The sequence below is a fragment of the Streptomyces sp. NBC_01077 genome (assembly GCF_045162855.1).
GTDB lineage: Bacteria > Actinomycetota > Actinomycetes > Streptomycetales > Streptomycetaceae > Streptomyces.
Genome location: NZ_CP108669.1, coordinates 2,145,630 through 2,160,000, shown reverse-complemented (window position 1 = coordinate 2,160,000; position 14,371 = coordinate 2,145,630). Strand labels below are relative to the sequence as shown.

The 14,371-nt window shown below is 66.8% G+C and carries 11 protein-coding genes, 2 rRNA genes and 1 riboswitch (1 of these 14 running past the window's edge); of the genes, 12 read left to right on the top strand and 1 reads right to left on the bottom strand.

Annotated elements, in window-relative coordinates; translation table 11 throughout:
- The 12 genes from OG462_RS09605 to OG462_RS09550 form a co-directional block, all read left to right on the top strand.
- Nucleotides 1-2,821: ribosomal RNA gene (locus OG462_RS09605) — 23S ribosomal RNA — on the top strand (it extends 298 nt beyond the left edge of the window).
- Between the two features lie 74 nt (nt 2,822-2,895).
- A 5S ribosomal RNA gene (rrf, locus tag OG462_RS09600) occupies nt 2,896-3,012 on the top strand.
- Nucleotides 3,013-3,161: 149 nt separating this feature from the next.
- Nucleotides 3,162-3,770 (top strand): CDP-alcohol phosphatidyltransferase family protein, encoded by a 609-nt coding sequence (locus tag OG462_RS09595; protein WP_189831299.1) that lies wholly within the window; start codon nt 3,162-3,164, stop codon nt 3,768-3,770.
- A gap of 116 nt (nt 3,771-3,886) precedes the next feature.
- Nucleotides 3,887-6,382: a sugar phosphate nucleotidyltransferase gene (locus OG462_RS09590; protein WP_406056394.1), complete on the top strand. Its 2,496-nt coding sequence runs from the start codon at nt 3,887-3,889 to the stop codon at nt 6,380-6,382.
- Between the two features lie 100 nt (nt 6,383-6,482).
- Entirely contained in the window at nt 6,483-7,412 is a 930-nt protein-coding gene (locus OG462_RS09585; protein WP_406056392.1) for a DUF881 domain-containing protein, read from the top strand.
- Nucleotides 7,409-7,741, top strand: coding sequence for a small basic family protein (locus OG462_RS09580; protein ID WP_015032176.1), 333 nt, complete (start codon nt 7,409-7,411; stop codon nt 7,739-7,741). The genes OG462_RS09585 and OG462_RS09580 overlap by 4 nt, the downstream gene beginning before the upstream one ends.
- Nucleotides 7,742-7,746: 5 nt before the next feature.
- Nucleotides 7,747-8,709 (top strand): DUF881 domain-containing protein, encoded by a 963-nt coding sequence (locus OG462_RS09575; protein WP_406056390.1) that lies wholly within the window; start codon nt 7,747-7,749, stop codon nt 8,707-8,709.
- A gap of 81 nt (nt 8,710-8,790) precedes the next feature.
- Nucleotides 8,791-9,732 (top strand): FHA domain-containing protein, encoded by a 942-nt coding sequence (locus OG462_RS09570; protein ID WP_406066445.1) that lies wholly within the window; start codon nt 8,791-8,793, stop codon nt 9,730-9,732.
- Nucleotides 9,733-9,761: 29 nt separating this feature from the next.
- The gene (locus OG462_RS09565) at nt 9,762-10,505 is read left to right on the top strand and encodes a MerR family transcriptional regulator (protein ID WP_406056388.1); all 744 of its coding nucleotides are present in this window, start codon (nt 9,762-9,764) and stop codon (nt 10,503-10,505) included.
- Nucleotides 10,506-10,593: 88 nt separating this feature from the next.
- Nucleotides 10,594-11,067 carry a bifunctional nuclease family protein gene (locus OG462_RS09560; RefSeq protein ID WP_015032172.1) on the top strand — a complete coding sequence of 158 codons (474 nt, stop codon included), beginning with the start codon at nt 10,594-10,596 and terminating at the stop codon, nt 11,065-11,067.
- A 192-nt stretch (nt 11,068-11,259) separates the two neighbouring features.
- A complete protein-coding gene (locus tag OG462_RS09555) occupies nt 11,260-11,919 on the top strand; it encodes a MerR family transcriptional regulator (RefSeq protein ID WP_406056386.1) in 660 nt (219 codons plus the stop codon).
- A gap of 98 nt (nt 11,920-12,017) precedes the next feature.
- Nucleotides 12,018-13,367 carry a DNA polymerase IV gene (locus OG462_RS09550; RefSeq protein WP_406056384.1) on the top strand — a complete coding sequence of 450 codons (1,350 nt, stop codon included), beginning with the start codon at nt 12,018-12,020 and terminating at the stop codon, nt 13,365-13,367.
- A 249-nt stretch (nt 13,368-13,616) separates the two neighbouring features.
- Here the strand turns inward: OG462_RS09550 and OG462_RS09545 are convergent, their stop codons facing one another.
- Nucleotides 13,617-13,982 carry a PRC-barrel domain-containing protein gene (locus OG462_RS09545; RefSeq protein ID WP_406056382.1) on the bottom strand — a complete coding sequence of 122 codons (366 nt, stop codon included), beginning with the start codon at nt 13,980-13,982 and terminating at the stop codon, nt 13,617-13,619.
- Nucleotides 13,983-14,095: 113 nt separating this feature from the next.
- Nucleotides 14,096-14,195: riboswitch (glycine riboswitch) on the top strand.
- Nucleotides 14,196-14,371 lie beyond the last annotated feature (176 nt).

The following is a 14,371-nucleotide window of genomic DNA, read 5'->3' as shown; positions in this document are numbered from 1 at the left end:
GGGGTTGCGCATGCGGGGTTGTGGGATCTCTCTTTCACAGTCTGCCGGCTGTGAGACGAGTCAGAAACCGTTGATGTAGGCGAAGGACATGCGAAAGGTCCGGCGTAGAGGGTAAGACCCCCGTAGCTGAAACATTAACGGCTCGTTTGAGAGACACCCAAGTAGCACGGGGCCCGAGAAATCCCGTGTGAATCTGGCGGGACCACCCGCTAAGCCTAAATATTCCCTGGTGACCGATAGCGGATAGTACCGTGAGGGAATGGTGAAAAGTACCGCGGGAGCGGAGTGAAATAGTACCTGAAACCGTGTGCCTACAAGCCGTGGGAGCGTCGGATACAGCTTGCTGTATCTCGTGACTGCGTGCCTTTTGAAGAATGAGCCTGCGAGTTTGCGGTGCGTTGCGAGGTTAACCCGTGTGGGGAAGCCGTAGCGAAAGCGAGTCCGAATAGGGCGATTCAGTAGCGCGCTCAAGACCCGAAGCGGAGTGATCTAGCCATGGGCAGGTTGAAGCGGAGGTAAGACTTCGTGGAGGACCGAACCCACCAGGGTTGAAAACCTGGGGGATGACCTGTGGTTAGGGGTGAAAGGCCAATCAAACTCCGTGATAGCTGGTTCTCCCCGAAATGCATTTAGGTGCAGCGTCGTGTGTTTCTTGCCGGAGGTAGAGCACTGGATAGGCGATGGGCCCTACCGGGTTACTGACCTTAGCCAAACTCCGAATGCCGGTAAGTGAGAGCACGGCAGTGAGACTGTGGGGGATAAGCTCCATGGTCGAGAGGGAAACAGCCCAGAGCATCGACTAAGGCCCCTAAGCGTACGCTAAGTGGGAAAGGATGTGGAGTCGCAGAGACAACCAGGAGGTTGGCTTAGAAGCAGCCACCCTTGAAAGAGTGCGTAATAGCTCACTGGTCAAGTGATTCCGCGCCGACAATGTAGCGGGGCTCAAGCGTACCGCCGAAGTCGTGTCATTGCAGCAATAGGGCCAACGCCCGCTGTGATGGGTAGGGGAGCGTCGTGTGCCGGGTGAAGCAGCCGCGGAAGCGAGTTGTGGACGGTTCACGAGTGAGAATGCAGGCATGAGTAGCGATACACACGTGAGAAACGTGTGCGCCGATTGACTAAGGGTTCCTGGGTCAAGCTGATCTGCCCAGGGTAAGTCGGGACCTAAGGCGAGGCCGACAGGCGTAGTCGATGGACAACCGGTTGATATTCCGGTACCCGCTTTGAAACGCCCAATATCGAGCCCATTAATGCTAAGGCCGTGAAGCCGTTCCGGACCCTTCGGGGAAAGGAAAGTGGTGGAGCCGCTGATCCAAGGTGGTAGTAGGTAAGCGATGGGGTGACGCAGGAAGGTAGTCCAACCCGGGCGGTGGTAGTCCCGGGGTAAGGGTGTAGGGCGTTGTCCAGGTAAATCCGGACAGCACATAGCCTGAGACCTGATGCCGAGCCGATTGTGGTGAAGTGGATGATCCTATGCTGTCGAGAAAAGCCTCTAGCGAGTTTCATGGCGGCCCGTACCCTAAACCGACTCAGGTGGTCAGGTAGAGAATACCGAGGCGTTCGGGTGAACTATGGTTAAGGAACTCGGCAAAATGCCCCCGTAACTTCGGGAGAAGGGGGGCCACGTCTGGTGATCGGATTTACTCCGTGAGCTGGGGGTGGCCGCAGAGACCAGCGAGAAGCGACTGTTTACTAAAAACACAGGTCCGTGCGAAGCCGTAAGGCGATGTATACGGACTGACGCCTGCCCGGTGCTGGAACGTTAAGGGGACCGGTTAGCTCTGTTTCGACAGGGCGAAGCTGAGAACTTAAGCGCCAGTAAACGGCGGTGGTAACTATAACCATCCTAAGGTAGCGAAATTCCTTGTCGGGTAAGTTCCGACCTGCACGAATGGCGTAACGACTTCTCGACTGTCTCAACCATAGGCCCGGTGAAATTGCACTACGAGTAAAGATGCTCGTTTCGCGCAGCAGGACGGAAAGACCCCGGGACCTTTACTACAGTTTGATATTGGTGTTCGGTTCGGCTTGTGTAGGATAGGTGGGAGACTTTGAAGCCGTGACGCCAGTCATGGTGGAGTCGCCGTTGAAATACCACTCTGGTCGTGCTGGATGTCTAACCTCGGTCCGTGATCCGGATCAGGGACAGTGTCTGATGGGTAGTTTAACTGGGGCGGTTGCCTCCCAAAGGGTAACGGAGGCGCCCAAAGGTTCCCTCAGCCTGGTTGGCAATCAGGTGTTGAGTGTAAGTGCACAAGGGAGCTTGACTGTGAGACCGACGGGTCGAGCAGGGACGAAAGTCGGGACTAGTGATCCGGCGGTGGCTTGTGGAAGCGCCGTCGCTCAACGGATAAAAGGTACCCCGGGGATAACAGGCTGATCTTCCCCAAGAGTCCATATCGACGGGATGGTTTGGCACCTCGATGTCGGCTCGTCGCATCCTGGGGCTGGAGTCGGTCCCAAGGGTTGGGCTGTTCGCCCATTAAAGCGGTACGCGAGCTGGGTTTAGAACGTCGTGAGACAGTTCGGTCCCTATCCGCTGCGCGCGTAGGAATATTGAGAAGGGCTGTCCCTAGTACGAGAGGACCGGGACGGACGAACCTCTGGTGTGCCAGTTGTCCTGCCAAGGGCATGGCTGGTTGGCTACGTTCGGGAGGGATAACCGCTGAAAGCATCTAAGCGGGAAGCCTGCTTCGAGATGAGTATTCCCACCTCCTTGAGAGGGTAAGGCTCCCAGTAGACGACTGGGTTGATAGGCCGGATGTGGAAGCCCAGTAATGGGTGGAGCTGACCGGTACTAATAGGCCGAGGGCTTGTCCTCAGTTGCTCGCGTCCACTGTGTTAGTTCTGAAGTAACGAACTGTGCCGATTTCCGGTTGGTTAACTTCATAGAGTTTCGGTGGTCATAGCGTTAGGGAAACGCCCGGTTACATTCCGAACCCGGAAGCTAAGCCTTTCAGCGCCGATGGTACTGCAGGGGGGACCCTGTGGGAGAGTAGGACGCCGCCGAACAATTTTTAGCCTCAACCCCCGGACTCTGTCCGGGGGTTGAGGCATTTTTGCGTTCTGGCCCCGGCCGGCGCCCCCTGTGCACCGGGGTGTTGTGGCTGAGGGTAAGGTCGGGGGGCATCGTCCGTACGTTCCCAGCAGGAGGCCCTCGGGTGGAGGTCCAGGAGACTCGCGTTCAGACCGACCGAGTCCTCACCATCCCCAACATTCTCAGCATGGCGCGTCTCGCCGGCGTGCCGCTGTTTCTGTGGTTGATTCTCCGTCCGGAGTTCGGTGGTCCCAACAGCGACGGCTGGGCGCTTCTCGTCCTGATGCTCAGCGGCGTCAGCGACTATCTCGACGGCAAACTGGCCCGGCGCTGGAACCAGATCAGCAACCTCGGCCGGCTGCTCGATCCCGCCGCCGACCGGCTGTACATCCTGTCCACTCTCGTGGGCCTCACCTGGCGCGAGATCCTGCCGTGGTGGCTGACCGCTGCCCTGCTGGCACGTGAGGCCATGCTGCTGGTGATGGTGGGAATCCTCCGTCGGCACGGCTACCCGCCGCCGCAGGTGAACTTCCTCGGCAAAGCTGCGACTTTCAACTTGATGTACGCGTTCCCGTTGCTGCTTCTCAGTGACGGAACGGGCTGGCTTTCGTCACTCGCTGAAGTTTTCGGGTGGGCCTTCGCCGGATGGGGTACAACTCTGTATTGGTGGGCAGGGATCCTCTACGTGGTCCAGGTCCGTCGACTCGTGAAGGCGGATACCGCGGCCGATTGAGCCCGTCCGTCCTGTGCCGAGCAGCGTCGCCGGCAACATCGAGGACGTCCGAGGGCCACTGAACGGACAGGTGAAGTCGGCAGGACCGTCGTCTCTTCAAGGAGGACGCTTCCGACATGAAGGCCGTCGTGATGGCCGGTGGCGAAGGAACCCGCCTTCGCCCGATGACCTCGAGCATGCCCAAGCCTCTACTGCCGGTGGTGAACCGGCCGATCATGGAGCACGTCCTACGACTGCTCAAGAGGCACGGTCTCAACGAGACCGTCGTCACCGTGCAGTTTCTCGCCTCTCTCGTCAGGAACTACTTCGGCGACGGCGAGGAGCTCGGGATGGAGCTCACGTATGCCAACGAGGAGAAGCCACTCGGTACAGCGGGAAGTGTGAAGAACGCCGAGGAAGCGTTGAAGGATGACACCTTCCTCGTGATCTCGGGGGACGCGCTCACCGATTTCGATCTCACCGATCTCATCGCCTTCCACAAGGAGAAGGGCGCTCTCGTCACGGTCTGCCTCACCCGGGTGCCGAATCCGCTGGAATTCGGAATCACGATCGTCGACGAAGAGGGAAAGGTCGAGCGATTCCTGGAGAAGCCCACCTGGGGTCAGGTCTTCTCGGACACCGTGAACACGGGCATCTACGTGATGGAGCCCGAGGTCTTCGACTACGTCGAGGCTGACGTTTCGGTGGACTGGTCGGGTGATGTCTTCCCTCAGCTCATGAAGGACGGCAAGCCGATCTACGGCTATGTCGCCGAGGGCTACTGGGAGGACGTCGGCACCCACGAGAGTTATGTGAAGGCCCAGGCGGACGTCCTGGAGGGCAAGGTCCAGGTCGACATCGACGGCTTCGAGATCTCGCCGGGCGTGTGGGTCGCCGAAGGCGCCGAGGTGCACCACGACGCCGTGCTGCGGGGGCCGCTCTACATCGGTGACTACGCCAAGGTCGAGGCCGACGCCGAGATCCGTGAGCACACCGTCATCGGCTCGAACGTGGTGGTGAAGAGCGGTGCCTTCCTGCACAAGGCCGTCGTCCACGACAACGTCTACATCGGGCCGCAGAGCAATCTGCGCGGCTGCGTGATCGGGAAGAACACCGACATCATGCGGGCCGCCCGGATCGAGGACGGAGCCGTCATCGGGGACGAGTGCCTGGTCGGTGAGGAATCGATCGTGCAGGGCAACGTCCGGGTCTACCCGTTCAAGACGATCGAGGCCGGCGCCTTCGTCAACACCTCGGTCATCTGGGAGTCCCGTGGGCAGGCCCATCTCTTCGGGGCCCGCGGCGTCTCCGGCATCCTCAACGTGGAGATCACCCCGGAGCTGGCCGTCCGGCTGGCGGGGGCGTACGCCACGACTCTGAAGAAAGGCGCGACCGTCACCACGGCGCGTGACCACTCCCGGGGTGCGCGGGCGCTGAAGCGTGCGGTGATCTCGGCGTTGCAGGCCAGCGCCATCGACGTACGGGATCTGGAGAACGTACCGCTGCCGGTGGCGCGGCAGCAGACAGCGCGGGGAAGCGCCGGCGGCATCATGGTGCGGACCTCGCCCGGGGTGCCCGACTCCGTGGACATCATGTTCTTCGACGAGCGCGGGGCCGACCTCTCGCAGGGCAAGCAGCGCAAGCTCGACCGGGTGTTCGCGCGGCAGGAGTACCGGCGTGCCTTCCCCGGGGAGATCGGTGACCTCTCCTTCCCGGCGAGCGTCTTCGACTCGTACACCGGCTCGTTGCTGCGGAACGTCGACACCTCCGGGATCGCTGAAGCCGGCCTGAAGGTGGTCGTGGACGCGTCCAACGGCAGCGCGGGGCTCGTGCTGCCCAGCCTCCTCGGGCGGCTCCAGGTCGACTCGCTGACGATCAACCCCGGGCTCGACGAGTCTCGGCCCACCGAGTCGGCCGAGAGCCGGCGGGCCGGGCTCGTACGGCTCGGGGAGATCGTGGCCTCGGCGCGGGCCGCGTTCGGCGTGCGGTTCGACCCCGTCGGTGAGCGGCTCTCGCTCGTGGACGAGCGGGGGCGGATCATCGAGGACGACCGGGCGCTCCTGGTGATGCTGGACCTGGTGGCGGCCGAGCGGCGTTCGGGGCGGGTCGCGCTGCCGGTGACGACGACACGGATCGCCGAGCAGGTCGCCGCGTACCACGGCACACAGGTGGAGTGGACGACGACCTCGCCGGACGACCTCACAAGGGTCGGGCGCGAGGACTCGACGATCTTCGGCGGCGATGGGCGCGGCGGGTTCATCGTGCCCGAGTTCAGCAGTGTCTTCGACGGCGCCGCCGCCTTTGTGCGGCTCATCGGTCTCGTCGCCCGGACACAGCTCACGCTGAGCCAGATCGACGCGCGGATTCCGCGGGCGCACGTCCTCAAGAAGGACATCGCGACGCCGTGGGCCGTGAAGGGTCTCGTGATGCGTCGGGTGGTGGAGGCGGCGGGCAGCCGCTCCGTGGACACCACCGACGGTGTGCGGGTGGTCGAGGCCGACGGGCGGTGGGTGATGGTGCTGCCCGACCCCGCCGAGGCCGTCACCCATCTGTGGGCCGAGGGTCCCGACGACGCCTCCGCCCAGGCCCTGCTCGACGAGTGGGCCGAAGTGGTCGACAGCGCAGGTAGCTGAGGGGATCGGACCGGCCGGCGGGGAGCACCCTCAAGGTGCCTCCCCGCCGGCCGGAGGGGCCATTCGGCGGTAGGCCGTGCGACGTGCGACGATGTGCGGCATGTCGCAGCAGCCCCCCGTTCGGAGCACCGGATCCCCGCCGCCGCGCCCGGACGCGTCCATGTCGCTGCTGAACAACGTGATCGACCACGCGCTCGACGACGGGTACGCGGAGGCGACCGCCCGGCGTGCTGCCGAGGGCGGTGGGCTGCCCCGTAGCCTGCGGGCCAAGCTGGGTGTGGCCGCCGGCCTGGTGCTCGCGGCCGCCTTGGTGACCGTCGGCGCGGCCGAGGCGCGGATCTCCGCGCCCGTCGTCGCTAAGGAGCGGCAGGAACTGATCGACCGGATCGAGGCGGAGACGTCCTCGGCCGATGATCTGGAACAGGACGTCGAGCGGATCCGGTCCGAGGTCGGCGAACGCCAGCGGCAGGCATTGCAGCAGCACGGCGGTGACCAGGCCGAGCTCGTTGCGCTGCTCTCGGGCGCGACGCCCGTGCACGGCCCCGGGGTGAAGCTCGTCGTCAACGACGCCAAGGAAGCCGACACCGGGGGCGGCGGGCCGCGCGAGAGCAGCGGCTTCTCCGACACGGGCCGGGTACGCGACCGGGACATGCAGCGCATCATCAACGGGCTCTGGGAGTCCGGCGCCGAGGCCGTCGCCATCAACGGCCAGCGGCTGACATCGCTCTCCGCGATCCGGGCCGCCGGCGACGCCATACTGGTCGACAACAAGCCGCTGGTGCCGCCGTACACCATCCTCGCGATCGGGGACGGGCAGCGGCTGAGCACCGCGTTCCAGGACAGCGCCGACGGGCAGTATCTGCACGCGCTGGTGGAGAACTTCGGGATCAGGAGCGGTATCACGGCCGAGGGCGACGTACGCCTGCCGGCCGCGCCGAGCCTGACCGTACGTACCGCAGAGCCGAGGGGGGCCGGGGCGGCGACGCCGTCCGGTCGGGCCACGGCCGACACAGGGAAGGGCACATCGTGATCGCCGTACTGGGCCTGATCGTCGGAGTCGTGGTCGGACTGTTGGTCCGCCCCGAGGTTCCGGCGGTGGTCGAGCCCTATCTTCCGATCGCCGTGGTCGCCGCCCTCGACGCGGTCTTCGGCGGCCTCAGGGCCATGCTCGACGGCATCTTCGTCGACAAGGTCTTCGTGGTCTCGTTCCTCTCCAACGTGGTCGTGGCCGCCCTGATCGTCTTCCTCGGCGACAAGCTGGGCGTGGGCGCGCAGCTGTCGACCGGTGTGGTCGTCGTGCTGGGCATCCGGATCTTCTCCAACGCGGCCGCCATCCGGCGCCATGTCTTCCGGGCGTGAGGCCGATGAGCGAGAACCCCCAGAACCCCCAGAACCCCGAGAACCCCGAGAGCCCGCAGGATCCCCAGGACCCGCAGGCACGGCAGAGTTCCGAGAACGCGCGGGAGCCCGAGGGCGTCGGGCCGTCCGCGAGTGGCGACAAGGCCGGAGAGCCCGAGGCCGCTCGGGAATCCGTCCACGGCGGGACCGCGGATCACGATGTACGGGTGCCCGTGACGACGCCCGCCCCGGCTGCTCCGGGTGCCGAGCCGAGCGGACGCCGGCGGCTCGGCTCGGCGCTGTGGCCGCCCCGGGTGACCCGGGCCCAGCTCGTGGTCGCGCTGCTGCTCTTCGTCCTCGGTCTCGGCCTGGCGATCCAGGTCTCCTCGACCAGTGACAACAGCGCCCTGCGCGGAGCCCGCCAGGAGGACCTGGTGCGGATCCTCGACGAGCTCGACGACCGTACGCAGCGCCTGGAGGACGAGAAGTCCCGCCTGGAGAAGCAGCGCACCGAGCTGGAATCCAGCTCGGACCAGGCCGAGGAGGCCCGCAAGCAGACCCAGGAGAAGGAGCGACAGCTCGGCATCCTGGCCGGCACCGTCGCCGCCGAGGGACCGGGCATCACCCTGACCGTCGGCGACCCCACCGGGGCCGTCGAGTCGGACATGCTGCTCGACGCCATCCAGGAGCTGCGTGCCGCCGGTGCCGAGGCGATCCAGGTCAACGGTGTACGGGTGGTCGCTGACAGTTATTTCACCGGTAGCGGTGATGACATGCGGATTGATGGAACGAAGGTGGCCGCTCCGTACGTCTTCAAGGTCATCGGCAAGCCGGAGGATCTCGAGCCCGCGCTCAACATCCCCGGCGGTGTCGTGCAGACCCTGGAGAAGGAGCAGGCCACAGCCACGGTGGAGCGGTCGGCGAAGATCGTCGTCGACGCCTTGCGACCCGCGAAGCGGCCTGACTACGCTCAGTCGTCCTCGCAGTGAGAGGGAGACAAGGGGGGTCCCGCGACAAGGGCACGACGTTGCGGGGGGTCGGCGCACCACAACGGTGGTGCGTGGTGGAAACTGTCCGGAGGATACGGACGTTGTGAAGGTGTCCGGGTCGGCAGGTGTGATGGATCTCGGTTCGTCCTGCCCCACGGGCGGGTCTGTTTCGGTCAAGGGGAATCGCCCGTGAAGTTGTTTGCGAAGTTGTTCGGCAAGAGCGCACGCGAGGACGGCGGCAACGCCAGGCACCGCGCGCCGCGCCATGCCCAGAGCGAGGAGCAGGGCGGCGAGCGCCCGCTCTTCCGTGACGAGGTCGGCGGCCAGGGCGGTGACATTCCGGGCACTCAGGGCGCGTCTTCTGTTGACCCCGCCGGTGCTGCCCGCATAGGTTTCGGAGAACCATCAACCTCAGGTACGGGTGGAGGGTTTGCCCCCGATCCGTACGCGACACAGACCTCGGCGGGGCAGCCGCGGCAGGAGGATGCGTCCATGCCGGTGTGTACGAGGTGCGGTCACCGCAACGCGGCCGACAGTCGCTTCTGCTCCCACTGCGGTACGCCGCTGCGGGGCGGAGTCGCTCCCGAGCGCGCTTCCGAGACGACGTCCACGATCTCCATCTCGGGCCTGGAGGCCTACGACGCGGAGGTCACCGGTCAGACCCAGCTGCCCTCGCTCTCTCCCGAGGCGCAGGCCGCCGTCGAGGCACTGCCGTCCGGTTCCGCGCTCCTCGTGGTGCGTCGTGGGCCGAACTCGGGCAGCCGGTTCCTGCTCGACGGTGAGCTGACGACGGCCGGCCGTCACCCGCAGAGCGACATCTTCCTGGACGACTTCACGGTCTCCCGGCGCCATGTCGAGTTCCGGCGGGCCCAGGACGGCAGCTTCACCGTCTCCGACGTCGGCAGCCTCAACGGCACGTACGTCAACCGCGAGCCGATCGACTCGGTCGTTCTGTCCAACGGCGACGAGGTGCAGATCGGTAAGTACCGCCTGGTCTTCTACTCGAGCCGGCGGGGCGTGTAACGCCTCGGAGAAGCCTTCAGGGAAGGTCCATGCTGCGAACACCGACGGGCGGTGCCGGATCCGGCACCGCCACCGCGGGCGACCGGCTGGTCAGCATCGGCACGGTGCTGAACCAGCTGCGCGACGAATTTCCCGAAGTGACGATCTCCAAGATCCGGTTCCTGGAGGCCGAGGGGCTCGTGGAGCCCCGGCGTACGGCCTCCGGGTACCGGAAGTTCAGCCCGCAGGATGTCGAGCGGCTCGCTCAGATCCTGCGGATGCAGCGGGACCACTATCTTCCGCTGAAGGTCATCCGCGAGCACCTCGACGCCCTCGCCAGGGGAGAGCAGATCCAGCTCCCGACCCCCGGGCGCCGGCGGGACCTGCTCGAAGGCGCCTGGGACCAGGATCCCGAACTGCCCACCGCCACGCGGATCGGGCGGACCGAACTGCTGGCCGCGGCCGAGGTGACCGAGACCGAGCTCCTCGCGTGGGAGTCGTACGGTCTGATCTCCGAGACGGAGGGCGGCGGCTACGACCCCGAGACCGTGACCGTCGCACGGCTCGTCGCGGATCTGGGGCGATTCGGTCTCGAACCGCGGCACCTGCGGGCCGTCAAGGCTGCCGCGGACCGGGAGGCGGGGCTGATCGAGCAGGTCGTCGCGCCACTGCGCCGGCACCGTAATCCGCAGACCAGAGCACATGCGGAGGCCACCGCACAGGAGCTCGCCGCGCAGTCGGTGCGGCTGCACGCCGCGCTCGTACAGACCGCGCTGGGGATTCGGCTGCAGTGAGTCCGTGACGGGCTTTCGTGGCGGGCTCGGCGACGGCTTGGGAGGGCCCGACTATCCAAACCGGTCGGGCACGTCCTAGGGTTGCTGTGTGAACGAGCTCGACGTTGTGGGTGTCCGGGTGGAAATGCCCTCCAACCAGCCGATCGTGCTCCTGCGTGAAGTGGGAGGCGATCGGTACCTCCCCATCTGGATCGGACCGGGGGAGGCGACCGCGATCGCCTTCGCCCAGCAGGGGATGGCCCCTCCGCGGCCGCTGACGCACGACCTGTTCAAGGACGTGCTGGAAGCCGTGGGACAGGAACTCACCGAAGTCCGCATCACGGATCTGCGTGACGGGGTCTTCTACGCCGAGCTGGTCTTCGCCAGCGGCGTCGAGGTGAGCGCGCGGCCTTCGGACGCGATAGCCCTGGCCCTCCGGACCGGAACGCCGATCTACGGCAGTGACGGTGTGCTGGACGACGCCGGCATCGCGATTCCGGACGAGCAGGAGGACGAGGTGGAGAAGTTCCGCGAGTTCCTCGACCAGATCTCACCGGAGGATTTCGGGACCAACAGTCAGTGAGCCGAAGCGGCGCGGCCGCAGGCCGTTCGCGGGGTGCTGTCAGAGCATTCGAGTAGCCTTTCCCCGGCGAGAGAGACGGGAAACCACTCTCAGGGTGATTATCACTCGGCGTGCCGAGTGTGGCGATCGTTGACGCACCCCGAGTGACTGCCTACCTTCGTGTGGGCAGGTCAAGGACGGAGGGTCGGCGTGATGAGCAGCGCGGACGGTACGGCAGGGAGCTCGCTCGGACGCGTGTCCGGAGAGAGCGGTCCGTATCCGCTTCACGGGCGTGTGGGCGACTTCGGTGCGGACGCCGGTGCGGGGGCGGGTGCAGGACCGGGGGGCGTCTCCGGGGCGGCTCCGGGGGCGGCGGGCGAGGTGGTCGGCTACCGCGGCCCCACGGCCTGTGCGGCGGCCGGGATCACCTATCGCCAGTTGGACTACTGGGCGCGCACGGGGCTCGTGGAGCCTAGCGTGCGGCCCGCGTACGGGTCGGGGACCCAGCGGCTCTACAGCTTCCGCGACGTCGTCGTGCTGAAGATCGTCAAGCGTTTCCTCGACACCGGGGTGGCCCTGCAGAACATCCGGGCCGCGGTGCAGCACCTGCGCGCGCGGGGCTTCAGCGACCTGGAGCGGATGACGCTCATGAGCGACGGGGCCACGGTGTACGAGTGCTCCTCGCCTGACGAGGTCGTCGACCTGCTCCAGGGCGGTCAGGGTGTCTTCGGCATCGCCGTCGGCGTGGTCTGGCGGGACGTCGAGGCGGCGCTCTCGCAGCTGCACGGGGAGCGCGTCGACACGGGCGAGACGCTCGTGGGACACAACCCGGGGGACGAGCTGGCGCGACGGCGGCGGGACAAGGCGGTCTGAGGGCGGCGGTTCAGCAGCCCTCGGCTCCTGGGCCTGTGTGGTGCGGGGCGGCGTTGTCGTCAGTGGTGTTGTCAGTGGTGTGAGGCAGCATCGGACGTGTGAGAGCCGCGCCCACCATCCTGCATCTCGACATGGATGCCTTCTTCGCCGCCGCCGAGCAGGCGTCGAAGCCCAGCCTGCGCGGAAAGCCCGTGGTCGTCGGCGGTCTCGGTCCCCGGGGCGTGGTCGCCACCGCCTCGTACGAGGCGCGCCGCTTCGGAGTGCACTCGGCCATGCCCATGGGCCAGGCGCGGCGGCTCGCGCCGAACGCGGCCTACCTCGTCCCCCGCTTCTCCTTCTACCGCTCGATCAGCGAGCAGGTCATGGAGCTGCTCGGACGGCTCTCCCCGCTCGTGGAGCCGCTCAGCCTCGACGAGGCGTTCGTGGACCTGGAGGCCGGGGGCGTGGCCGACGACAGCGTGGGCGCGCGTGCGGCCGGTGAGCGGCTGCGGGTCGACATCCTGGCGACGACGGGACTCACGGGGTCCGTGGGGCTCGCCGGGTCCAAGATGATCGCGAAGATCGCCTCCGAGGAGGCCAAGCCCGACGGGCTCGTCCTGATCGAGCCCGGGACGGAGCGGGAGCTCCTCGGGCCGCGTTCGGTGCGGATCCTGCCCGGCGTGGGGCCGGCGACCGGGGAGCACCTGCGGCGGGCCGGGATGACTACCGTGTCCGACCTCGCGGAAGCGGGCGAGGACGAGCTCGTACGGCTCCTTGGGCGGGCGCACGGGGCCTCGCTGTACCGGATGGCCCAGGGGTACGACGATCGGCCCGTGGTGGCCGAGAGGGACGCCAAGTCGGTGTCGGTCGAGGACACCTTCGACGTGGACCTGCACGACCGGGTGCGGATCCGGGTCGAGGTGGAACGGCTCGCGGAGCGGTGCGTGGGGCGGCTGCGGGCGTCCGGGCACTCCGGGCGGACCATCGTCCTGAAGGTGCGGCGGTTCGACTTCTCGACGCTCACGCGGTCCGAGACGCTCCGGGGGCCCACGGATGATCCCGGTGTGGTGCGGGAGGCGGCGGCGCGGCTGCTCGAGGCGGTGGACACGACGGGCGGCGTGCGGTTGCTGGGGGTCGGGGTGAGCGGGCTCGCGGACTACACGCAGGAGGATCTGTTCGCTCAGGCGGAGGCGGGGGTCGCTGCCGCTTCGGTGGGTGACGTCGCCGCTGCTGAAGCCGTGGTCGCCGTCGAGCCTGCGGCCGCTGAGCCCGTGGAGCGGCACTGGGCGCCCGGGCACGACGTGCGGCACGCGGTGTACGGGGCCGGGTGGGTCCAGGGGAGCGGGGTCGGGCGCGTCACCGTGCGGTTCGAGGAGCCGGGGTCGGAACCGGGGCGGGTGAGGACGTTCGCGGTGGACGATCCCGAATTGGTGCCGGGGGAGGCGTTGCCGTTGGTGGGGCGGGGTTGAGTGCCGGTGCGGGTCTCCCGTGGGGGTGCGGCGGGGTTGGCGGGTGCGGGTTTCCCGTGGGGGTGCGGGTGGGTTGTGGTGCGCCCGGCCTGCGGCCGGGCTTGGGGTTCCCACCCGCACCACCCGTGCTGCTGAGAGGGCGGAGGTGCGGGTCTTCCCGTGGGGGTGGGGCGTCGGCGGGTGCGGGCGGGGCGGTGGCGCCCCGGCCCGGATTCCTCCTCGTGTCGCCCGTGTGGCTCCGCCCCGGCGCTACTGGCCTGCCAGGCGGCCGAAGTCTGTGTCCGGGGTGTCCGTGGGGGGTGGGGGGAGGGCGAGGCTGTAGTGGCGGTAGAGCTGGAGTTCCTGCTCAGGGGAGAGGTGGCGGCCCACGCCGAAGTCGGGGGCGTCCTTGATGAGGGCCCGCTCGTACGGGATGTGGAGTCCGTCCTCGACCAGCTCGCTCGGCTCCAGCGGGACGAAGGCGTCCCGGCTGAAGAGGCCGGTGCGGACCGCCGCCCATTCCGGTATGCCGGTCGCGTCGTCCAGGTACACCTCGTCCACGGTTCCGATCTTGTGTCCGTTCCGGTCGTACGCCTTGCGGCCGATCAGGCTGCGCGGATCGATATCGGTCTGCACGGTCCCTCCAACTGGTCGCAACTGCTCTACACCCCTACGAAAGTGCACAACTGGGATGTCGGCCACTTGAGCGATGGGAGCCGCAACCTCGCTGGTAGGCTGGCTGTGGCTGTCGACCCTGTGCGGGAGAGTCCCCCGGAGAAACCTTCCGGTGGGCGCCGAAGGAGCAAATCCTCCCCGGAATCTCTCAGGCCCCTGTACCGCGCGGACGAGGTCACTCTGGAAAGCAGAGCGGTGTCCGACGGCATGCGCTCTCACCGACGGTGAAAGCCGGCGTGCCGTGAGGCGTGCCGGTGAAACTCTCAGGTTGAGATGACAGAGGGGGAGGCCGTCCGGGTACCCGCGCCGTGGTGCCCCTCGCAGGTCGTGACGACCAGGAGGCCTCCGTA